This is a genomic window from Psychrobacillus mangrovi (assembly GCF_037104765.1).
Classification (GTDB): domain Bacteria; phylum Bacillota; class Bacilli; order Bacillales_A; family Planococcaceae; genus Psychrobacillus; species Psychrobacillus mangrovi.
The window spans coordinates 109,165-132,574 of sequence record NZ_JBAWSY010000001.1; the positions used below are offsets into that span (position 1 = coordinate 109,165).

The 23,410-nt window shown below is 33.1% G+C and carries 21 protein-coding genes and 1 pseudogene; 3 read left to right on the plus strand and 19 right to left on the minus strand.

Annotation, left to right across the window (positions count from 1 at the left end; translation table 11 throughout):
• Window positions 1–29 precede the first annotated feature (29 nt).
• The 3 genes from WAX74_RS00585 to WAX74_RS00595 all read right to left on the minus strand — a co-directional run bounded on the left by WAX74_RS00585 (window position 30) and on the right by WAX74_RS00595 (window position 3,575).
• A complete protein-coding gene (locus WAX74_RS00585) occupies window positions 30–872 on the minus strand; it encodes a sugar ABC transporter permease (protein WP_336495712.1) in 843 nt (280 codons plus the stop codon).
• A complete protein-coding gene (locus tag WAX74_RS00590; RefSeq protein WP_336495713.1) occupies window positions 872–2,152 on the minus strand; it encodes a carbohydrate ABC transporter permease in 1,281 nt (426 codons plus the stop codon). The genes WAX74_RS00585 and WAX74_RS00590 overlap by 1 nt, the downstream gene beginning before the upstream one ends.
• A 118-nt stretch (window positions 2,153–2,270) precedes the next feature.
• Complete coding sequence (locus WAX74_RS00595) at window positions 2,271–3,575, minus strand: extracellular solute-binding protein (protein WP_336495714.1); 1,305 nt, start codon at window positions 3,573–3,575, stop codon at window positions 2,271–2,273.
• A 374-nt stretch (window positions 3,576–3,949) separates the two neighbouring features.
• On the opposite strand from WAX74_RS00595, the gene WAX74_RS00600 reads away from it, so the two are divergent.
• A complete protein-coding gene (locus WAX74_RS00600; RefSeq protein WP_336495715.1) occupies window positions 3,950–5,695 on the plus strand; it encodes a glycoside hydrolase family 13 protein in 1,746 nt (581 codons plus the stop codon).
• Window positions 5,696–6,125: 430 nt separating this feature from the next.
• Here WAX74_RS00600 and WAX74_RS00605 read toward each other — a convergent pair whose 3' ends face one another.
• From WAX74_RS00605 to WAX74_RS00675, 15 genes and pseudogenes are all read right to left on the minus strand, one after another.
• The gene (locus tag WAX74_RS00605; protein WP_336495716.1) at window positions 6,126–7,874 is read right to left on the minus strand and encodes a M3 family metallopeptidase; all 1,749 of its coding nucleotides are present in this window, start codon (window positions 7,872–7,874) and stop codon (window positions 6,126–6,128) included.
• A gap of 296 nt (window positions 7,875–8,170) precedes the next feature.
• The gene (locus WAX74_RS00610; protein ID WP_336496191.1) at window positions 8,171–9,127 is read right to left on the minus strand and encodes a tyrosine recombinase XerC; all 957 of its coding nucleotides are present in this window, start codon (window positions 9,125–9,127) and stop codon (window positions 8,171–8,173) included.
• Window positions 9,128–9,228: 101 nt separating this feature from the next.
• Window positions 9,229–10,341: a GerAB/ArcD/ProY family transporter gene (locus WAX74_RS00615; protein ID WP_336495717.1), complete on the minus strand. Its 1,113-nt coding sequence runs from the start codon at window positions 10,339–10,341 to the stop codon at window positions 9,229–9,231.
• 16 nt (window positions 10,342–10,357) lie between these two features.
• Window positions 10,358–10,585 (minus strand): hypothetical protein, encoded by a 228-nt coding sequence (locus WAX74_RS00620; protein ID WP_336495718.1) that lies wholly within the window; start codon window positions 10,583–10,585, stop codon window positions 10,358–10,360.
• 5 nt (window positions 10,586–10,590) lie between these two features.
• Window positions 10,591–11,781 (minus strand): Ger(x)C family spore germination protein, encoded by a 1,191-nt coding sequence (locus WAX74_RS00625; RefSeq protein WP_336495719.1) that lies wholly within the window; start codon window positions 11,779–11,781, stop codon window positions 10,591–10,593.
• Window positions 11,782–13,365, minus strand: a complete 1,584-nt coding sequence (locus tag WAX74_RS00630) for a spore germination protein (protein WP_336495720.1) — start codon at window positions 13,363–13,365, stop codon at window positions 11,782–11,784.
• A 162-nt stretch (window positions 13,366–13,527) separates the two neighbouring features.
• Window positions 13,528–13,905, minus strand: a pseudogene (locus tag WAX74_RS00635) (amidohydrolase family protein); the annotation flags it as partial.
• Between the two features lie 70 nt (window positions 13,906–13,975).
• The gene (locus WAX74_RS00640) at window positions 13,976–14,878 is read right to left on the minus strand and encodes an aminoglycoside phosphotransferase family protein (RefSeq protein ID WP_336495721.1); all 903 of its coding nucleotides are present in this window, start codon (window positions 14,876–14,878) and stop codon (window positions 13,976–13,978) included.
• A 118-nt stretch (window positions 14,879–14,996) separates the two neighbouring features.
• Window positions 14,997–15,803, minus strand: a complete 807-nt coding sequence (locus WAX74_RS00645; protein ID WP_336495722.1) for a YitT family protein — start codon at window positions 15,801–15,803, stop codon at window positions 14,997–14,999.
• A 596-nt stretch (window positions 15,804–16,399) separates the two neighbouring features.
• Window positions 16,400–17,203: a DUF4097 family beta strand repeat-containing protein gene (locus tag WAX74_RS00650; protein ID WP_336495723.1), complete on the minus strand. Its 804-nt coding sequence runs from the start codon at window positions 17,201–17,203 to the stop codon at window positions 16,400–16,402.
• 148 nt (window positions 17,204–17,351) lie between these two features.
• The gene (locus tag WAX74_RS00655; protein WP_336495724.1) at window positions 17,352–17,927 is read right to left on the minus strand and encodes a lysophospholipid acyltransferase family protein; all 576 of its coding nucleotides are present in this window, start codon (window positions 17,925–17,927) and stop codon (window positions 17,352–17,354) included.
• Window positions 17,928–17,999: 72 nt separating this feature from the next.
• Window positions 18,000–18,902, minus strand: coding sequence for an aminoglycoside phosphotransferase family protein (locus WAX74_RS00660; protein ID WP_336495725.1), 903 nt, complete (start codon window positions 18,900–18,902; stop codon window positions 18,000–18,002).
• A gap of 145 nt (window positions 18,903–19,047) precedes the next feature.
• Window positions 19,048–19,419, minus strand: a complete 372-nt coding sequence (locus WAX74_RS00665; RefSeq protein WP_336495726.1) for a cytochrome-c oxidase — start codon at window positions 19,417–19,419, stop codon at window positions 19,048–19,050.
• 102 nt (window positions 19,420–19,521) lie between these two features.
• Complete coding sequence (locus tag WAX74_RS00670; RefSeq protein WP_336495727.1) at window positions 19,522–20,007, minus strand: tetratricopeptide repeat protein; 486 nt, start codon at window positions 20,005–20,007, stop codon at window positions 19,522–19,524.
• Window positions 20,000–20,917, minus strand: coding sequence for a GNAT family N-acetyltransferase (locus tag WAX74_RS00675; RefSeq protein ID WP_336495728.1), 918 nt, complete (start codon window positions 20,915–20,917; stop codon window positions 20,000–20,002). The genes WAX74_RS00670 and WAX74_RS00675 overlap by 8 nt, the downstream gene beginning before the upstream one ends.
• Window positions 20,918–21,084: 167 nt before the next feature.
• On the opposite strand from WAX74_RS00675, the gene WAX74_RS00680 reads away from it, so the two are divergent.
• Both WAX74_RS00680 and WAX74_RS00685 read left to right on the plus strand, forming a co-directional pair.
• A complete protein-coding gene (locus WAX74_RS00680) occupies window positions 21,085–21,723 on the plus strand; it encodes a LysE family transporter (protein ID WP_336495729.1) in 639 nt (212 codons plus the stop codon).
• Between the two features lie 97 nt (window positions 21,724–21,820).
• Window positions 21,821–23,065, plus strand: a complete 1,245-nt coding sequence (locus tag WAX74_RS00685) for an MFS transporter (protein WP_336495730.1) — start codon at window positions 21,821–21,823, stop codon at window positions 23,063–23,065.
• A gap of 45 nt (window positions 23,066–23,110) precedes the next feature.
• On the opposite strand, the gene WAX74_RS00690 is transcribed toward WAX74_RS00685, so the two are convergent.
• The gene (locus WAX74_RS00690) at window positions 23,111–23,380 is read right to left on the minus strand and encodes a YqhV family protein (protein ID WP_413788908.1); all 270 of its coding nucleotides are present in this window, start codon (window positions 23,378–23,380) and stop codon (window positions 23,111–23,113) included.
• Window positions 23,381–23,410 lie beyond the last annotated feature (30 nt).

The window sequence follows — 23,410 nt, forward strand, 5'->3', positions numbered from 1 at the left end:
TCCTCCCAGTAAATTCTTTTCGGTAGCAGTTACCCTTTTGTACCACCTGACGTAAGACCCGATATAAAGTATTTCTGGAATGCCAAGAATAATACGGTGATTGGAATTGCTATTAAAACTGAACCTGCAGCGAACGTAGTGAACTCGTTACCAAATTGCTTAGAAACTAGTTCATATAACCCTACACCCATCGTAAATTTTTCTTCGGAGCGTAACATAATGCGCGCAAGTATAAAATCTCCAAATGGAGCAATGAAGGAAAAGAGAGCTACGACAGCGATTATTGGTTTTGCTAAGGGCATAATAATCTGCCAAAATATTCTCAAATGACCGGCTCCATCCATTCTTGCAGACTCATCCAATTCTTTCGGAATAGTATCTAGATAACCCTTCATAAGCCACGTATTCATTGGAATTTGTCCACCAACATAAATAAGGATAAGTCCTAAATGGGTGTCAAGAAGCCCTGTTCTTTTTGCGAGAACAAAAATTGCTATTAATGCAGCAAAGTTTGGAATCATTTGAAGTACTAAAAAAGTAAGAAGACCATTTTTACGACCTAAAAATCTATAACGCGAGAAAGCATATCCAGTTAGTGAAACACTTATTACCGCTAACACCATTGTAATTAAACTGATTTTCATCGAATTAAAGTACCATAAAATATAATTCGACTTTTCAGTATCAAACAAGTCTAGATAATGTTTGAATGTAGGGTTATTAGGAAACATAGAAGATCCAGAAAGACTTTGGCCTGGATTAAGAGACGAACCAATTACCCAAAGTAGCGGATAAATCACGATAACCGCAGCAATAAGGAGAAGAAGATACGAAACTGTAAGTCTAATTATCTTTTCATTCTTAGTAGTCATTACATCATATCCTCCTCTTTAAATGAATTCGTCCGTTTAAATTGCCATAATGCCACTGCCACAACTACTAAAGATAAGAGCATCGTAATCGCTGCCGCTTTTCCATATTGACCAGAAGTCATCGTCAACTTATAAATCCATGAAATTAAAATGTCACTACCACCTGCATTTTGTCCTGGTAGTGCAGGTCCGCCACCATTGAATAAGAAAATTACGTTAAAATTATTAAAGTTAAATGTGTACTGCGTAATTAATATTGGTGCAGTAGCATATAAAACCATCGGCAATGTAATACTTCGAAACTTTTGCCAAATAGTTGCTCCATCCACGTTTGCAGCCTCGTATAACTCATCAGGAATAGACTGAAGTACCCCGGTTGTCATCGCAAAAATGAACGGAAAACCTAACCATGACTGGATTAAGATTAATGCAACTCGTGTCCATAACTCCTCTGTCATCCAAGGTAAAGGTTCAATTCCCAGAAAATGCAATATTCCGGTATTAATAATCCCGAACGATTCGTTGAACATCCCAGAGAAAATTAAAATAGAAATAAAAGCCGGTACAGCCCACGGTAAAATTAAAATTGTACGAAATATTGCTTTACCCTTTAAATCCTTTTGGTTAATTACAACAGCTAAGAAAACACCAATCGCAACTTGTAACGTAGTAGCCCCAAAAGTCCAAACTATAGTCCAGCCCAGGACGCCAAAAAAAGTTTTTCTCCAAAGATCTAATTTGAAAATATCAATATAATTCTGTATCCCAACCCAGTCCACTAGTTTAGCAGGTGGAGAATGGTACAAATCATAGTTAGTAAAAGATAACAAAATAACAAAAATAATTGGGAAAATAACTACGAAGATTAACAATAAAAAACCTGGAGAAATCATTAAATATGGAAAACCGTTGTCCAAGAGGTTATGATATTGTTCCTTCACACTGTTTAAAGTAAGCCCCTCGTCACGTTTCCGACCGTTATTGTATGCATCATAAATATTGAAGGCATAAATACATATCCCTATAATTGCGACAAGTAATGCGATTATCCCATCAATTAACAAGAAGATAGAATGGTCTAGTACTGGGATCTCTCCCAGTGTAAATAATCCCCAAAATCCCCAATTTAATGTTTGAGAAAAGCTACTAAAAAAAGCCGAAGCTAAAATGAGGAAAATGAGGCCTTTTACGAACTGTTTATTATAAAATTGACCAAAGCCCGGAATTATTGATAATAACCCAGCATTTCGTTTGTGATTAGTAGCAACTTTGCTGTCCATCGTAATGTTTCCTCCTTCTTTCCTATGAAAGGAGAGCGTCCTCAAGTAATCTGATAATAGGTTAATATACAAGCAAAGCCATGCTTCCAAGTTGGAAACATGCCTTTGCTTTCAGACATTATTTTGGGTGATTCGTTTCAATATTTGTCTTAATAGATTTTACAGCTTCATCCATTGCAGCTTGTGGTTGTGCCTTACCAGTTGCAATTGTTTGTAATGCTGAAGCAGCTGGACCCCAAACCTCACCCATCTCAGGGATGTTTGGCATAGGAACTGCATATTGAGATTGAAGAGCTACTGCTTTTGCCCCTTCATTATCTGCAATGATCGGATCTTCAATTAATGTCTTAACAGGTGGAATTTCTTGTGTTGTTTCATAACGAATTTTAGCATTCTCTTCATTGGTTAACCATTCTACCAACTTTGTTGACCAATATTTATGTTCTGTAAAAGCTGTTACATGCCATCCTTTAACACCCATAAATGTTTTCATGTGCTCTCCGTTTGGAAGAGTCGGCATAGCTGCAACCCCAATATCGATTCCAGCATCCTTCATGCTTTGAAATGCCCATGGACCATCCATTACAGAAGCAATCTTTCCTTCATTGAAAAGTCCATCCTTTGTGGACCCGCCACTTTCACCAATAATTCCTTTAGGGAATAAACCTTCTGTGTACCATTTTTGAATATATTCTGCGCCTTCAACTGCACCTTCGTTATTTAATCCAACATCCTCACGGTCAAGTGCTCCGTCATTTTCTTTAAACACATAGCCTCCCATTCCGCCAATTACTCCATGAGCGAAATAAAAATTATCCCATAATGCTATGAATCCATATTGTTTATCATTAGTAAATCCTTTTGAAAATTCATAAACTTCATCCATTGTTTCAGGTGCTTCCGACATTAATGCTTTATTATAGATAAATACCGGTGTTTCAGTTGCTTTTGGTAATCCATAAAGTTTACCATCGTATTTTTGAGCATTAATAGATGATTCAGTAAACGTAGAAAGTACTTCATCACTTACTTCAATCTCTTGAATTAATCCTTCCGTTACAACCTGACCAATTTGATCATGAGGTAAAGTTACAATATCCGCCCCTGTTCCTGAAGGACCATCAAGACGTAATTGGTCACGCATTTTATCTGACATACCTAATTCTTTAAATTCGACTTTAATACCAGTTTCTTTTTCAAAAGACTCAATCGCAGGTTTTAAAGCAACAGATTTATCTGTATCTTCCCACACTACTAGTTTTTCAGGTTTTGCTGGTTCATCTGTTGAACTTTCAGCATTTTCCTTATCATTTGTATTTGTATTTGTATTTGAACTTACAGGTGTTCTTTCTCCAGGTCCACAAGCAGCAAGCATTGCAAGGATAAGAACTAACATGGATAGCATAGATAATGATTTTTTCATTTCTTTAAACCCCTCCTATTTGTTTGATTTCTCTTTTCCCCAAAACTGGACAAACGTTTGCACAAATAATTAAATGAAAGCGCTATTAAAAATATATTTAGCACAAACTGTTTTTAATATTTTTTCATTTAAGAACATATTTATCTCTAATGTATCGATATTTTCACAGATAAATATTTTGTGAAAGCGATTGCACAACTTATGGTTTTATTATACATTTATTCTAACCGTAAACAATCTTTTTTTAATTTTTTTTTTGAAATATATTCAATATTTTGATAGAAAATCAGTTTCAACGCTACCTTAGAGAAACATAATAATTTATTTTATGTATTAATTACTACGATTCATCAATAACCGAAAGGAGATGTATTATGGAAAAATCAGCTGTTTTTCATAGACCGGGAGATAACTTTTCTTATTTGATTGAAGATAGAACTATACAAATAAGACTTAAAACTAAAAAAAGTAATATAAAGTCAGTTAAATTAATTATAGGGGACCCATATATATGGGAAGATGGAGAATGGCAATTCTCAGAATTACCTATGACATTGGTCAGTAAAGATGATTTATTTGATTATTGGGAAGTAGATGTATTTGTGGAAACACGTAGGCTTAGATATGGATTCAAGTTAGCTTCTGTAGATGAGGAAGCTATCTTTACTGAGAAGGGGTTCTTTAATACTGCCCCTGTCGACAGTGATTATTATTTTTGTTTTCCTTATCTCCATAAGCAGGAAATATTCAATGCGCCGGATTGGGTAAAAGACACTGTCTGGTATCAAATTTTTCCTGAGCGTTTCGCTAACGGTGACCCTTCTATTAACCCTAAAAATGTAAGACAATGGAATAGCGAACCACCTGCAATCAATAACTTTTTTGGTGGAGATTTTACTGGAATAACGGAAAATCTTGAGCACCTTACTGACATTGGAGTGAACGGTATATATTTAACTCCTGTTTTTAAAGCTTTTTCTAACCATAAATATGACACAATCGATTATATGGAAATTGATCCTCAATTTGGAGATAGTGAATCATTAAAAAAGCTTATTTCAGAATGCCATAATCGAGGTATTAGAGTAATGTTAGATGCTGTATTCAATCATAGTGGTTATTATTTCCCTCCCTTTCAAGACGTTATAAAAAACGGTGAGAACTCTCCTTATAAGGACTGGTTCCACATTCACGATTTTCCGGTTCAAGGTGGTCAAAAACCAAATTACGAAGCTTTTGCTTTTGTTGACTCTATGCCGAAATTAAACACAGCAAATCCGGAAGTAAAAAAATACTTACTTGATGTAGGAATGTATTGGATTAAAGAATTCGATATTGATGGATGGAGACTTGATGTAGCAAATGAAGTAGACCATGAATTCTGGAGGGAATTTAGAACAGCAGTGAAAGAAGTTAAAAAAGATGTATATATACTTGGGGAGATATGGCATGATTCTATGCCGTGGCTTAGAGGAGATCAGTTTGATGGTGTGATGAATTACCCTTTCAAGACAAATGTCTTAAATTTATTAGCAAAAAATAATATCACTTCAATTCAATTTATGGAAAATATAAGCAAGGTTTATTACAGTTATCCTAAAAACATATTTGACTATACATTTAATCTTGTCGGTAGTCATGACACTCCTAGGATTCTTACAGAATGCAATGATGATATCAATCGGACAAAACAAGTGTATACAATATTACTAACTTTTATGGGATCTCCTTGCATATATTACGGTGACGAAATTGGAATGACTGGTGATTTAGATCCAGGGTGTAGAAAATGTATGGATTGGAACACTGAAAACCATGACTCGGAGTTAAAGGAACATATTCGCGCTTTAATATCACTTCGAAAAAAAGAGAAACTTCTCGCAAATGATGGCTCCGTTCGTTTTCTATTTCCTGAAGTAGAAAATGGAATATTTGGTTACCGAAAATTTAACAACAATAAATCGGTGATCATTTTACTTAACCCTAGCATTACTAAACAAGCTTTTCCTTTAGAAAAACACATAAATTATCAGGTGCTTTATAGTTCCGAAATTGAAATGGAACCATCTGAAATTAATTTGGGTCCAGACGGATTTTGTATCCTCTCATACTCCCATTAAGAAGTAAGAACTTTAGGATTAATAGTTATTAAATGTCCCTGCATGATTATATCATGCAGGGACATTTAGAATGAAGACAAACTCGAATTTATTTGTATGGGAACCGTTGATTTTCGTTCCAAGCGGACGCTTTCCGCCGGCATGGCTTCAGCCACTTCCTTTGCTCCTGCGCAAGCTCGTCGCAAAAATTAATTTCAATACGATCAGTCCAGGGTCAGCTCATGCAATTGCCACTTCGCTTTCGGTGCAGAAAACATTTGCTCTTCCGGCCGGAGTTGCCACCTGAAACGAAAATCAACTATTGTATGCTTACTATTAAATTTTTCTTCCATCTAAAAAAACATCGTTTTCCTGTAAAATAAATTAAAGTAAATGCAGGAATAGAAAAAGAAACAGGGCACTTTTTTTCTACAATCTTAAAATTTTGATATTAAAAACCTTTCTTTTGTAATTCTATATATTCTTGTATATCGTTTGACAATTTGTTGATTGATCCTTGCCAAAAATCCGGTTTTGAGAGGTCTATATTAAAATGTTTTTTTACTAATTGATTTAGCGGCATTACTCCAGTTTCACTTAAAAACTCCTGAAATTTTTTATTAAACAACCCATCACTTTTAGCAATTTCTACGATACCTATACTAAACAAGAATCCAAAAATATAAGGATAGTTATAAAAGGGAGTATCAGCTTGATAAAAATGTTCGTATTTAATCCATACAAAAGGTTCATATTCACTCAAACTATTCCCGTAAGCCTGATCTTGGCACTCTATGGATAGTTGTTCTATTTGGACTGCATCTAATTCTCCATTCTTCCTAAGTTCGTAAAATTTTTCTTCAAATAGAAAAGCACCTCTAATATTCATCAAGTAATTTAAGCAACGCTGAATATTTGATTTAAGATATGTTTTTTTTACTGATAAAACGTTTGTACTTTGAATTACGTAATCAATATAGACAGTTTCAAAGAATATCGAGGCTGTTTCCGCCATTGTCATTTCAAAGAAATCATCAGTAAAACAAAGAGAAGGAGCATCTTTCATTTGCTGGTAATGCCAAGCATGACCTAGTTCGTGGGCAAGTCTTCTCGCACTATCGATCGTATCAAAATAACTTAAAGAAATTCGCGACTCACCTTCAGCCAAAAAAGGAGCACAAAATCCACCAGGCTGTTTTGTATTACGTGGTTCGGCATCTACCCATCCATTTTTTATTGCGTCATTTACGAAATCGGAAATATTGCTGTTTATGTTTCCAAGAGATTTTGCGATACCATTTATAGCTTCCGAGAAGTTAATAGGAGGATATACTTCATAAGTAGAAGACATTAATTGATACCATGAAAGTTTATCCTTCCCTAATTCTTCTGATTTAACTCTTATATAACTTGAAAATTCAGTTAAATTAGTATCCAATACTTCCCACATAGCATTTAGTATTTGTTTCGATATACCATTTAATTTTAATGATTCATCAAGCATACTTACATTTTTTTCTACCTCTTTTATCCTTAGACTTACCATTTGATTGTAAATTGAGGCAAATCTATTAGCACGTGTTTCTAATGTTTGATTTAATTCTTCAAATACACTTATTCTTTTAGTAGGATCTGGATGATTAAATGCTAAGTAGTTGGCTTTGGAAAAAGAAATTTCTTTTTCCCTCCTACCGTATATATCTCTTACTTTTAAATCTATCTTAATTTGCCTATAAGTACCTGCTAAATAATTTAAAGACTCACTTGATATCGTTTTGTCTACTTTGCTCAATCTTTCCCTGACTTTTACTATTTCGGAGAGAAAGGTTTTTTGATTAATACAATTAGACCAGTTATCAAATTGCTCTTCACTCATGTTAAATAAGTTCACTTGTAAGATAGATAGAATCACTCGAACTTTAGATTTTAGTGACGAAATATCTTCAATTAAAATAGATAAGAGATTTTGATCTACATCTTCAGTAGTTAGACAGTAGTAAAGTGATTCGGCTGATTCAATCTGTTTTATCATCTTTGATAGAATTATTAGTTCATTTTCGAATACCTTTTTTGATATTATAATTGTTTCAAATTTTGTTAATTCCTCGTTAATAAACCTCAACCTATCCTTGAATCTTTCTAAATCAAGTCCACTCTGAATATTATCCAATTTCCACACCACTGTATTAATCTTTTCCATTCCTTAACCCCCTTTTCTTTTAAGATATCTGTAAACTCTTAAAAAAGCAATGTTTTTTACTTTGAAGAGTAAATATAATTACTCTAATCATTCTGGAGTGGTAATGGATTAAATTCTAGTGACTTTTTACAACATTATTCAATAATGATGATAAAAAATTAAAATAATGAATGAAACGACGCCAAATAACTTTTTCTTCTAGTCTGGAATGTCCCTACATAATATTTTAATAATAGGGACATTTTATTTTTGAGAAATATTCCATACTATAATTTAGTTTACATAATATAATTATTTTAACCTAAATGATTAAATGGATTGTTTTCAATTACTTGTTGAATTTCTTTATCCTCCACATGGGTATAAATTTGAGTAGTTGAAACACTAGTGTGACCCAAAATATGTTGTAAACTTCGAATGTCTGCCCCATTCTTATACATTATAGTTGCGGAAGTATGTCTTAACTTATGTGGTGTTATATTTTCTTTTTGCAAACCCGCGTCAATATTAATTTGTTTAATAATTTTTGCGACTGTTTGACGAGTAAGCCTCGTTCCTTTTTGAGACAAAAAGAGCGCATCATGATTATTTGCGCCATTTATGTATTGTCTCTCTTTCTCTTTATAGATTTCAAGAGATTGCAAGCAAGCATTATTCATAAATACTGTCCGTTCTTTATCACCTTTACCTATTACACTTAGCAAATTGCCTTCTATTGAATGTACACTTAAATTGCATAGCTCAGATACCCGAAGCCCAAGGTTTAAAAAGAACATAACCATACTAAAATTACGGTAATAGTGATTATTTCTTTTAATTGCTGCTATAAATTGTTCTGCCTCCTGCTGATTCATATAGATTGGTTTCTTCTTTCCTATCTTTGGGGATTCCAGTTCGTCTGCGGGATTATACTCCAATAATCTTCTTTTTCCTTTTAGATACTTGAAAAAAGATTTAATGGTTGCCGCTTTTCTAGCTCTAGAAGCAGTGCTATTTTTTCGCTGGATCTCACAGTACTCCATAAACAAGTAAATGTCCTCTAAAGTAATTTCTTTCATCCATTCGATGTTTATATCCGAAATGTTGATCATATGTATTTGAGATGGATCTACGTCTTCTTCTAATGCCTTTAAAAAACGAAAAAACAATTTAAGATCGTATTCGTACTCTTTTCTAGTCCTTAAAGACTTTCCTTTAATAGTTGTTAAATATACTAAAAAGTCCTTCATAATTTTCGGTATTTCACTTTGCATCTCTATCACCTCAACATCTCCTATTTTATCACATAATAAGGTTCCCAAATATGTATTTGGGAACCTTATTTAAAAAATGTAAATAATGAGGAAAAAATTTTTCATAAGTGTTGAGGGTCTTTCTTCAGTTTCTTCTTACGTATCATATAAATCAGCACTAGCAACAAAGGAATAAAAATACCGATAATTGTGGATAAAATAACCGCTATTTTCGCATCAAACTTATATTGATCCAAAATATCGGGATAAAATAAGAGAGATAATACAACCATAATTATTCCTAATGGATAGGTTAAAGGGCGATAATCTTTTATATTTAATATTTGTGACAATCCAAAAGTGGCAGCATAGAAATAAAGTATTGATTTAAAAAATATACATAAAATCCATAAGGTAGCCATCAAAGACTCTATCCTTGTTAAAAAGTCACCTACATTAATTACTTTAGCTAACGCATAGCTCGGATAAACTTGTCTTGAAGTAGTAGGAGAACCTAATACAAAAATACACAATGTCGTAATTATAATGATTATAATACTTCCGATTATATTTCCAATAATAAAGTTTTTCTTTGCTTTTTTAATCTCTTTCAAAAATGCAGGAAAAATAACCAATAAGGTAATTGAATTCACTGTTGATACGATAACTAATACAAATGATGCGCCAAGAATAGAAGTAGGTTTTGATTGTAAAAATGGTTCGAGGTTTAGATAATTAACTTGCGGAATAAGAGCTACACTTAAAATAAGAAAAAGAATAAAAAACACAAATATTAATATTTCCGCTGAACGTGCGATTGTTTCTAGGCCTAAACGAACCCCCATCACAATAATAATTGTCATCATAATATTTAATGGAGCCGCTGGTGTTTTAGGAAATATTTGCGTAATTAAAAAGGTGCCTGAGTGGGCAATGAGAGATGATGAATATAGAAATAGCATGAGTACAAACATAATTGAGAAAGTTTTACCTAATACTTTTCCAAATATTTTTTCGTTAACTTGAATATAGGTTAACTTTGGAAACCACATAGATATAGTTATATATAACCAAATTACGAGCAATCCAACTATTGTAGCTATAATAGTTGCAATCCAAGCATCCTGCTGAACTTTTATAGATAAAATAGATGGGACATAAAGGATGCTCGAACCAATCGTAAAAAAAATAACCAAAACTAAAAATTGAAATGAGCTTATTTTATTATTTTGCATCCTTACACCCTCTTTCTTAACTTTTACCCATCAGATTGTAAATTGGTTGAAAAATATAAGATAGTAAATCTACTGGAGACATAATTTTCACACCAAACGAAAAAAGAATACCTGATACAACTCCAATAACTAGAAGAATTGAAAATACTATAAATTCTTTTTTCAACTTTTTTTGTAAAAGTGATGGAACTTCCAGGAATACAATTACTATTGCTAAAAATAAAATACCAACGCTACTTATCACTAGTTTCAATCCTTTAAATTTTTTTGAATCGGATTAATAATTGAACCGGTATGCCTTATTTCAACCTTTACATTTATATTAACTTGTACGTCTTTAAATTCTTCATCCCAGTTACTTTTTAATTTTTCCCATTCCTTTGGATGCTTTTGATAAATTTTCGCGCCAAAGCCAAAAATGTCTGAACCATATTCTTCTTGTACAAATTTAACCGTTTGATTTATATTCTTTTTTATTTCTTCTTCGTAAAGCTTGTTCAGCTTATTTAACGTTTCTTCTTTATTGAGATCAATTTGACACTCCACATCTGAGATATTTCCTTCAACTTTTACATTAATATCTATTTCTGGTTTTCCATTTATAATTTTACTTTTTAACTTTGTCTTAAAATGTTTTGCATGGATACTCAATTTTCCCTCACCTGGGCAAGATATCGTTCCTAACGTATTTTTTACATGATTCGTTATAGTGTTATATCCTTTACTTTCTTCAGAAGGCAACCATCCTACAAGTTTGTCACCTTTAAATACAGCTATCTCGTCAAATTTTAAAAAAGCAGAAGGTAGTATTGATTCCACATTCTGTTTACTGGACCCAGTCTTCTCATCACCCTTTATTTTAATTCCTGTCAATGCACCTTCCATTCCTTCTCGTTCTAAATCAGTTAATAGTCTTCCAAAACTTATTGCAGATGTATCGGCAAAATTTTTTGCAGATGTTTTTAGCATGTGAAAAATATTAATAGCAGGTATATTCTCTAAAGTAGTTTGGATGTTTAAGATTTTTTCGGCTTTGCTATCTTTTGCGATAGCTAAATAGAAATCATATCGAACTTCCCAGTATCTTGATAAATAATCCAATAGGGAACTAATTCCATCTTTAGCCATCTCCTCTCCAATAATCACCATTTGAAGATGTCCAGAGTATAAATTTCTGGGTGAAATATTTGATACATTGCGAATCGCTTCATTAATAGTTTTACCTTTCGCTTGAAACAGAGTTACCGGAGAACGACCAGTACTCCCTTTTATTGGAGATACTTCACCAGGTAAGACAACTTGTACAGAAGCCAAGTATTCATCATCTACCTTATCTATTCCAAGCGCCATTGATATAGCTAACTCGTTTAATTCTCGTTTATCCCAACAGCCAGTTAACGAGAGACTAAGTAACAATAATACTACTAAGCATTTATACATTTACTTTCCCCTTGACTCTCTAGTTGGTTTAGTATAATTTTGTCTTGTTTTATTTTTTGATATTAAGCTTGGACGTAATAACAACTTCCAAATTGGTAAGCGAACAAACGTATCTTTCTGTCCTGGAGCACTAAAGGGACCTAAAGGAGTCATGTAGGGTACCCCAAAAGATTTTAAACTGGTTAAATGCAACGTAAGTGCAATTAAGGCTATGATGATACCATATAAACCAAAAACTGCAGCCAATAACATAAACAGAAAACGAAGAATTCTACCAGAAATAGCAATATCATAAGATGCAGATACAAAGCTTGAGATGGCAGTAATCGATACAACGATAACCATCGCCGCAGAAATAATACCAGCCTCTACTGCAGCAGTTCCAATAACAAATGCCCCTACTATAGACATAGCAGGTCCAATAACTCGAGGCATTCTAAGACCTGCCTCGCGTAATATTTCAAAAGTCAGTTCCATAATAACTGCTTCTACAAAAGCTGGAAAAGGAACTCCTTCACGTTGTGCTGCCAAGCTAATGAGTAAGTCCGGTGGGATAATCTCATGATGAAATGTAATTACCGCAATATACATAGATGGAGCAAGAATGGATATTGCAAAAGCTACAAATCGAAGAACCCGAACAAAACTAGCCATTAAAGCACGCTGATAATAGTCCTCAGCAGCTTGAAAGAAGTGAACAAATACCGCTGGAATAATTAATACAAAAGGTGTCCCATCAATAATAATTGCAATTCGCCCTTCTAATAATGCTGCTGATACAATATCAGGACGTTCTGTATTATATACAGTAGGAAAAGGGGAATATTGCGAGTCTTGTATAAACTCCTCAATATTTGCACTTTCTAATATTCCATCGATGTCTATGCGGCTTAGTCTTAATCTTAATTCATCTAATATCTTGTCTTCTGCCACACCTTTAATATACATAATTGCGATACTTGTTTTTGATCGTCTACCAACTTCAGACGATTCCATCCATAAATTCTGATCTTTTATAATTCGACGGATCAATGCAGTATTAACTCGTAAATTTTCAACGAACGCTTCTCTTGGCCCTCTAACAACGCTTTGAGCTACTGGTTCTGTTACCCCTCGTTCTATCCAGTGCCTATTACCGATGATAAACCCAGTCGTATAACCGTCGACTAAAAAAATAACATCCCCCGACAACAAAGCTGTAAATAAATCATCATAACTAGTTAAATCTTTTATCTCAACAACGGTCATTGCGAAGTCCTTTAAGTGGTTCATTAGATTAGGATTATTCTCTAGTTCATTATTTTTAAAATCCAGCATCAAAGTTTCCATAATGAAATTTTGTAAAGAACTTGTATCGCTTAATCCATCTGTATATATAATTCCTGCACTCATAGCACCACCCGGACCGAATTTAAGCTCGCGAAAGATAATATCTGTGCTTTCTCCAAGGGTATCTTTTATATATTTTAGATTTTCTTTTAGGTTTGTAGCTAACTCATTCTTATCCTTTGACTCTTGAATTTGATCAGTTGAAGAAGTCGAGGAATTTATAATAATTTTATTTTTATTCTTAAAAAAGCCCATAATCTCCCTCATTAGTAACATATTTTTACTTCTATAACATAAAGCTTTACCAAAGAAAGGGTTTTTTAATCGTTTTATATCTAAAAGTGGATACAAAAAAATACCAAGAGCACATTTGTACTCTTGGTATTTTTAAATCAATTATTTTGTATTCGAAACAAATTATTTTTGATAAACCTTTTTACCTTTCACATAAGTTTCTTCAACAATATTTTTGTCAATTTCATCAGGTAAAATTTCTAATATATCCTTATTAAGAATAATAAAGTCTGCATGGTAGCCCTCTTTTAATTGGCCAACATTTGGAATTCGGGTAACTTGCTGTGCAGCTCTAGTATAAAGTTCAATTGCGGTTTCTACATCGATTTTTTCAGAATCTCCTGTATTTGTTCCTTCATATGCAACTCGAGTAACTGCAGATTTAATACCAACAAAAGGATCGACAGGATCTGCCCAAGCAGTTACCGGAGCATCTGACGAAATTGCCACTTGAATCCCAAATTTTAACATAGTATTTACGGGATACGTTGTTTTTGTTCGTTCAGTACCTAATCAACTGATATTCTAAAATTTCTGTTATTATAGTCTAACTCAATATAACGTAATCAATTTATCTTTTACCCATTAACTCGTTAAACCACTGCGCACATGTAAAATTTTGTTCCCATTCTGGATCATTATCCTCTATGCCCCAACATGCATATAACGTAGACATCGTAAGCCCTGCTTTCAAAAGCCGCTCTTTGTCCAAATTCATCTCATTACAAAGTGCAACCACTCTTTTCTCAAATATTTGCTTAGGATTTGGTTTATTAAACAATTGATTAGTGAGATAAGAGATTAAATCAAAATAAGAATCACCAATAACTCCTTTTGGATCAATTGCTATCCAACCGTATGTTTCCGAAAATAAAATATTCTCATGATGTAAATCACCATGCAAGAGTTCATTTCCTTTAGATGAATCTGATATTTCTCTATAATATGTTTTTGCTAGATTGATATAATCATACGGTATTGGACCCTCATCTGTGGAATAAGTATTTAGATAACGATCAAATGCACTCAGCCAATTTTTGATGAAGGGGTGATTAGAATTTTCCTGAACCGGTCTACGAATATCTTTCCAAACTTTCGCAAAGTACTTAACAGCATATCGCTCCTCCACAAGGTTAAGCATTGTTCCAGGAAGCAATTGTTCCAAAAGTATGACACCTTTATCAGCATCAGCATTTAATAATTTTACACACCCTTTACCGTTATATGCTTGGAGCGTTTGAAACTCATTTTTAAAATCGTAATTTGGAACACCAACCTTTAATATTGCACAATTACCCTCATGATCTATTACTTTTAATACATAATTATAGGATAAGTTATCTACTGGCCCCTCCGAATGGAGGTTCCATTTTTGTAAATATTCATTTATGGTCGTCTCTAACGAATGTAAGAATACCTTTCCATCTTCACCAAAAGCACCAATTATTTTTCTTTCGAATTTTTCTGGGTACATAATATAATTACCCCCCTTACTTTTTTCATTTTTTAAGTGTAACCTTATTCCGTGAAACAGCAAAGTAAAAATAAATAATAAGAAAAGCTGATACCTAGGGTGGCATCAGCTTCAACATTTAATTTCTTGCAAATTTTCCGTCAACCTCAACTGTTTCAAATATATTGATAAACGCATTGTTATCATGCTTACGCACTATTTGTTTAATCTGTATCGTTTCATAACGAGTAACGACCATCATTAATATCTGTTTTTGTTCTAAAGTATAGCCCCCGTAGCCATCAGTAATCGTTACTCCACGATAAATCGTATCTAATAGGGCTTTTCGAATCAGTTCTCCTTGAGTAGTAACAATTTGCATAGTTAATTTTTCATGGTTCGTATAAATGGTATCAACCATTTTTCCAGTAAAATAAATAGATAAAAGTGTGTATAAGGCAATTTCCCAGTTAAAAATGGCACCTGATATTAAAACAATAACTCCATTCATTGCAGTGAGCAGCATACCTACACTTATATTGCTCGCTCTGGATACAATAATGGCTATGATATCTAAACCACCTGAAGTACCAGAGTATTTTAAGATAATTCCTACTCCTAATCCGCCAATAATCCCACCGAAAATAGAAGATAGCAAAATATTATCTGTAATTGGATCTGTAGGAATCACGTATAAGAAGAAAGAAAGTGAAATAACACATATAAGAGTATTAATGGTTATCATTCTTCCGAGTTTAAAATAACCTAAAATTACAATAGGCAAATTTAGGGCAAAGTTTAAGATGCCAGTATCAAATGGTGTAATAATTCCGAGCAAAATCGCGATTCCACTTATTCCACTACTTAAAATGCTATGTGGAACTAAAAAGCAATTGAAACCAAATGCTATAATGATTGAACTGACAATTATTATTAAGTTTTTCATTAAATTATTACTCCTTCTAACTATTTCATAAAAAAACTCGCCCCTCATTAAAGGACGAGTTTGCACTTCTTTTCAACATTTATTCATCTTTTTTATAGTCCATCTTTAAATCACGATAAAAATAAATTTATCAGAGATAATTATACAAGTCAACAAGAAGAAACCGATCGATTTTTGTATCGATCGGTCAGACTGTAAACAAACTATTTTGGGTGCAAAGAATTATATATCAAATTCGGCAAGGACCACCACTTCGCTTTCCGTGGGCTTGGCTCCAGCCTCCTTGGCCAACAGGATGTTGGTCATGCAATCGTTGCCGCAAAAGTTCTTTTGCGACGAGCTTTGCGCAGGAGCAGGATGCGGCGTACTTAGATTGCCTTCCCCTCAACTGCGGGGGTCTTCTGCTCAAGCTGTTCCCACAGGAGTCCTCGTGGTGGTCCTTGCCTTATAAACAATTCATTATAGATATCTACTATCATTACTTATACATGGATAAAGCAACCTCTTTAGAAAGATTTATTATTATTCATAACCGTTATAAAAATACTTTTGTCATCAAGCTGAACAATCGATTTTTAAATCGATCGGCATTTTTGCTATTTTGTATTTTTGACCGTGATTTTTCCGTTATTAGTTTCTAACTTGATTAAATTATCACCGTTTCCAAATACGGATTGTTTACTTGATGAACCAAAGATATCAATCTTACCATTATCTACATTTACATCGATCGTGGCATTTTGTGGTTCTTTGTTGGTTTGTATTTCAATAGCTCCATTATCTGATTCCAACTGAATCGGTCTTTCCAAATTAGTTGAAAGAAAAATGATTCGTCCATTGTTTGTTTCCGCATTAATCTTTCCTTCTACTTCTTCCATTATTATTTGTCCATTATCAGATTCAACATTAACGTTCTCTGCTTGAATGTTTTTTAATTGGATAGAACCATTATCAGTTGTTAAATATGCATTCTTGAAATGTGTATTTTCCGCTATTATACGTCCATTATCCAACTCAGTTTTTAATTCATTGTATTCTTTCTCTGATACATATACTGTTAACTTAATATTCATAGAAGATAAACCAAATTGAATGAAATTCCAGCGTTTCTCTTTTAATTCAATTTCCAACGTATCACCTGTTACATCAGCAGAAAAATTGTATTTCGTTTTTTTCTTTGACTTTCCTGAAAACACTACTTTAGTATCCTCGTTTTTAGACGGTAAAATTTCAACAGATGCATTATCGGACACAATTTCAATATTATTGTACGAATGATCGTTCACGAGTATTTCCTCTGTTTTATGCACTAAAGTATCTTTTATATTTAACCCAATATTAATTGCTGCTCCCGCCAATAAAATAAACAATGATATGATAGCAATTTTCTTAAGATCCATCTTCTCAATCCCCCAGTTAATATGTTACTTGTTATAACCTTATTATATGGTAAGCAGAAATCATTCCAATGGTCTGAAGAAGTGAATTGATCTCAGCCCTGAGACGTATTAGGAAGATATGCATAGTTTGAGGAAGCTAGTTTGAAGATTAAAATTGTTTTTCTAATTCCTTCGTTTTTTCATTTAACAGTTCTGTGTATGTTGTAAGTTCATCTCTGTTATTGGTTTTAATATAAATTGGTTCACCAAAAATAATCGTTGCCTTTTTCATTTTTCTTAACTCTTTTAATGTACGTGGTCCCACATATAATGCAGGTACTATCGGAGCCCTAGCTAAACTGCTTATCGTCACAGCTCCTCTTTTTAAAGGTACCTCCTCAGCAGTACGTGTACCACTAGGAAATATACCAACTACTTCTCCAGCTTTTAATAGTTTTACAGGCTTCTTTATACTACTTGGAGAAGTGTTTTCCCTGTCCACTGGAAATGCATTAATTTTTTGAAGGAATGAACCAAGTATTTTATTTTGAAAGAGCTCTTTCTTTGCCATAAAATGAATTGGTCTTGGGACACTAATGCCCAGAATGACTATTTCTAACCATCCTCTATGCGTGCAAGTGACGATATAGCCTTCATTTTTCGGTAACAGATGCTTGTTTTGAACCTCTACTTTCCCAAACAAACGTACAACCATCTTTGCAATTGTCAAAGTAAATATATACATAATCCTCACCCTTACAATCTAGTTTTAGTACCTAGTACTAATTATAAAGATATTTTTTAAATAAACTAGACCTTAAGGTAAAATATAACTTGGTTTGGTATACCACTTCGGAACATCTAGCTTAAAATTGTCAAACTGTTCTAGTGTGAACCTGGTATACCCTTGAAACTTCTCTAACTGATTAATGGCAACCTCATGACCCCATACTTCTGCAAAGACAATATGCATGGCTGCATATAACTTATGTAATTCCCAAAAAGAGGAAGGTATTTCCTCTTGATTATGATACCCATCTACCACTCCACAAGCATAAGGTTTACTTAACTGAACATTAAAATATTCCATCTTGTAAAATTCATTAATAGGATCGGCATAACGTATTTTTTGCATATCAATTAAGCCTGTAAATCGATCTTCATCGATTAAGATATTTCCAGGATGAAAGTCATAATGCTGAACATTACTTGGACGATTTCTTAATAAATGCAGATTTTCTAGTATAAATGACAAGATACATTGATAAGATGGATTCCTCCTTACAATATCTTCAAAGAGCTGAGCGTGATTTTCTATCCTAGTATTCCATGTCTCTTCCCAACTCGGATAATCTAAAGGGGCTGGGATACTATGCATGTTTTTAAGTGTTCCCCCGACCTGTACACCAATTTCATACTGAGTAACCTCACTTTTATTTGGTAAGACAACTTCTCCATTTTCGCCATTAATATAGTCCAAAATCATATAAGATTTATCTTTATAAACTCCTACTTCATGAACAAATGGAATATGTGAATCGATTACATGAACAGCATTTATTAATTCCTTTTGCATTTCTAACTTTTTTAAATCTATATTTGGAGAAATACGAAGTAGATATATTTCATCTACACACCATTTCTCGTCTTCGGAAAAACCCTCGTCCATTTTTTTAAAAGAAGTACACTTTTCTAGTAACGGAATATCTTTTTTAAACATTATAACCCTCCTCCTTATTCCATTTTCTTAATTTTCCAACACTAATTAATACTACTAAATTTATACATCTATTTAAACACTAAAAAACCAATCTGCTCTTCTTTAAAAAAGAAAAACAAATTGGCTTCTGTAAGCATCTTAACTTTTATGCAGCTTTCAAATTCAATATCACATTTATAGCAAACATAACAACACTGAACACTACTAAAACCCCACCGATTGCTGTAAAGACAGTAGCGATTTCTGCTCCATTTAATATAAGGACTGTTAGTGCAATCATCATCAGTGGAAGTCCAATATTTCCACTCCAAAAGTGTAGCTTCGTATATAAATTGTTGCTTGTGGTTGGAAATAAGTGATAAACGAAGCCTGCAAGTGCAAAGGATGCCCATCCTAATAGATTAATGTGCACATGAACACCTTTTAAAGAATAATCATGTGCCATAGACATGTACAAACCTAAAATCACCCCAATAGCAAAATAGACAACAGAAATCTTAAGAAATGTAATACCCATTTTTTCGTTCTCCTTCCATAGTAAAAGAATAAAAAATAAGTGCTTATATATTCTATTTATAGAAGAAAGTGAGTATTCTTATCAAAAAAATAATGTTATGTACTATTTCCAAGTATCACCTAATTTATTTGAATAAAAACGGATTGCTTTTTTGTAAGATAAAATTTCTTCATCGCTCGTAGTATCAATCAAGTTAGTAAGTAGTAACTCCATAGCTTCACTATGTTCCTGTAGATTATATAGAGTCATCGAGTAAAATACTTGAATTGCCTTATTTTTTGGGAACAATTTAATAGCATTAAGAAACACCCTCTTTGATTTCTCGTATTCTCCTAATGTTCTATACGTACTTCCCAATCCTAGTAATGCTCCCTCCAACTCTCTAGTGGGAATTCCTAATTCAATCGCACTCTCGTAATATGGTGCAGCTTTTGCTTCTTCTCCTAACACATCGAAGCTCCATGCACATTGATACTGGAGGATTGCTTCCGTAGGAAATTCTTCTGCTAACTTGATGAATAATTGATTTGATTCCTTTTTCTTTCCATCTTCTCTTAATTTTAGAGCTTGCTCCAATTCTTCATTCACCACTAACTCCTCCTGCGTGATATGGATGGGATTCTTTTTTAAAATAAGTTAATTCGTGCTTAACTTGAAATCCCGAAGCTTTATATAAATGGACTGCTTTTTCATTTTCTGCTCTAACACATAAGGTTATATCCCTTATCAAGTCTTTAAAGAATAGATGATATAAAGCAGTACTTACTAGCTTTGTACCGACACCTTGTTTACGATATTCGGGACTAACCGAAATATATTCAATAGTACCTTCTCTATGTTCAGGATCAGCTTCGACATAGACATATCCCTTTATCTCTTTATCATTATCCTTGCAAATCCATAAATAGTTATAATCATTAATACGACTTAAAACTTCTCCCGCACTATAATAAGTACTGGGAAAAGATTGCTCATGAAGTTTTACAAAAGAATCATAATAGGATGAATCATAATAGAATATCTCTGGATATTCGGCAGGAGCTATGTTAGTCGCGTTAGCATTTAATATAAGATACTTTCCGTTTTCTATGCCATTCATGTCCAATACGAATTGTTTTGCTAAAGTATTTTCCTTATTTATAAAAAACGAATAATTTTGTACATTCTTTTGATTTAATAAAGTAAGAGCACTCCATAATTGATTAGCTATAGTTTCGAACATCTGTTCAAATTTAACAAAAGGGCCCCATACTTCAGCAAATTTATTGTCTTTATCTATATCAAAGCCTAATGCTCCTATTATTTCATTATCTAAATGTGCAATTAGGAATGAGCTTGATAGATCAAAATCAGAGAAATCGTGGACAAGTGTGTGATATATTTCATTTTCATCATCACCGCAATAACCAATGTGATGCTTAGAATCACTATTCAAATTCGCTAACAATTGTGCAAGTTTTTTTATATCTTTTGGATTTGTTTTAGATATATTCCACATAAGATCCTCTTCTTTATAAATATATTTGAATTATCTGAAATTATTTTATTAACTATAGAATAACAGAAATGACTAAAAATTTTCAGTATTTATTTTCTATATAGTAGTCGTATAGCTCGTTCGCTCTGAATATGATTCTAAGACATCACATTACGGAGGGCTATTTAATGAATTCTTTAATTACCTATTTCCTATTAGGTGTTTCTTTAGCGGCACCAATCGGCCCTGTTAAGGCAACATTATTAAATACTGGTATTAAAAATGGATTTTATCATGCTTGGTTTTTTGGGTTAGGTGCAATAGTAACAGATATCCTTTATATGCTAATGGTATATTTTGGAGTAGCTCAATTTATTGACTCTCCATATTTGAAGACATTTCTTTGGTCTTTCGGCTTTTTCGTTTTAATATATACTGGTATTGAAAATATAATGACACTCCATACTATTTCTACGGATCCAAAATTTCGTAAAGTAGTCCGATTAAGACACTCTATTTTAGCAGGCTTTTTGATGGCTTTAATGAACCCTTTAACTATCCTCTTTTGGTTGGGCATTTATGGTTCAATACTTATTGGACAAGATGGAAATTTAAGTGGATATCAAGTAATCCTCTACAGTTTAACAATATTAATCGGAATTGCTTTAGTAGACATAATAATGTCCTTCTTATCGAGTAGCACACGAAAGATTTTATCAACTCCATTATTAAAAACGATTTCACTAGTTTCTTCATTATCAATGATCGGTTTTGGAATTTATTTTGGTATCCAAGCTTATCATTCCCTCTTAAATTTAATTAAATAAATACAACTTATTCCAGAGTTTTTAAAATATATTGTTAAGGATAATACGTTTATACATGGGAATCATACTTGTAACTATATGAAGTTGAGGTGTGATAATGGATAACGTAAACAAAGGGGATGAACAGGTTAGTATATGGTGTATAGTAAGCTTGGCTTCAATCCCACTTGTCATGACATTGGGTAACTCCATGCTTATCCCCGTATTGCCTATTTTAGAGAAAAAGGTAGGAATTACATCTTTTCAATCAAGCATGATCATAACAAGTTATTCAATTGCAGCTATATTACTTATTCCTGTAGCCGGTTATTTATCAGACCGATTGGGTAGGAAAAAAGTGATCTTACCTAGTCTGATTCTTGCACTTATTGGTGGTTTGATTGCAGGATATGCCTCGTGGAAAATGGAGAATCCTTTTACATGGATTATTATAGGCAGAATACTTCAAGGAATTGGCGCATCTGGGGCTATGCCAATCGTGTTACCACTAGTCGGAGATTTATATAAAGATGATGATGAAAAAACAAGCTCTTGTTTAGGTATTGTAGAAACTTCGAACACCTTCGGCAAAGTTTTAAGTCCTATATTAGGGTCAGTTTTTGCAGCAATTCTTTGGTTTTTACCGTTCTTTTCTATCTCTATTTTCAGTTTAATCTCCATCATTCTTATATTTTTCTTTGTCAAAGTTCCCAAAGATGATGACGATGAACCAATCAAATTTAAAATATTTATTAGTAATATTAAGAAAACATTTAAGAAAGAAGGTAAGTGGTTAATTTCCGTTTTTCTAAACGGAGTTTTCGCCATGCTTATTTTGTTTAGTGTACTTTTCTTTTTATCTGAGAACCTTGAAATAACACATGACATAAAAGGAATTAAGAAGGGCTTTGTTTTAGCAATTCCGTTGTTGTTACTTTGTATATCTTCTTACATTACTGGAAGAAACATTAAAGGAAATATTAAGACCATTAAAAGAATGATGGTTCTTAGTTTGATTTTAGCTTCGATAAGTATCGTTTTCGTAGGATTTACAAAAGACAAACTTATACTTTTACTAGTTGTGACGAGCATAGTAGGAATTGCAATCGGTGCACTCTTGCCTGTACTTGATGCAATAATTACGGAGAATATTAAAAAGGAAGAACGTGGTACTATTTCTTCTTTTTACAGCTCTGCTAGATTTATTGGAGTAGCAGCTGGTCCGCCAATCATGTCACTCGTAATGAAAAACTACCTCAATATAAGTTATATTATTGGAGGCATCATTGGTCTTATTCTTTTATTTTTAGTGTTTAAATCCGTTAAAGTTGATGAGTTTGAAAGCAAATCAGAGTCAAAATAATAGAAGGATCGAACAGCATATAACGCTGAATCGATCCTTTTTATATTATTCGGACTTTAAACTAAAAATGATAAGGAAAATTCCTGCAAAGAGACAAATAATTCGTGTAAGAGATATTTTTTCAGCTAATCCAGATAGACCGATTGCTGTTGTAACAATTAAAACAGTTGGTCCAACTAAAGCAAGTAATGTATTAATATAAAATGCTTTTTCTAAATCATTAAATTTTAACATAAATAAAGCAGCAGTTACCTCTATACTTCCTGAAATCAATCTTAGTAAAATGATAAAAAATAGTGCCTTTTCTATTAAAATGAATACCCGCTCCCCAAACTATTTATAACT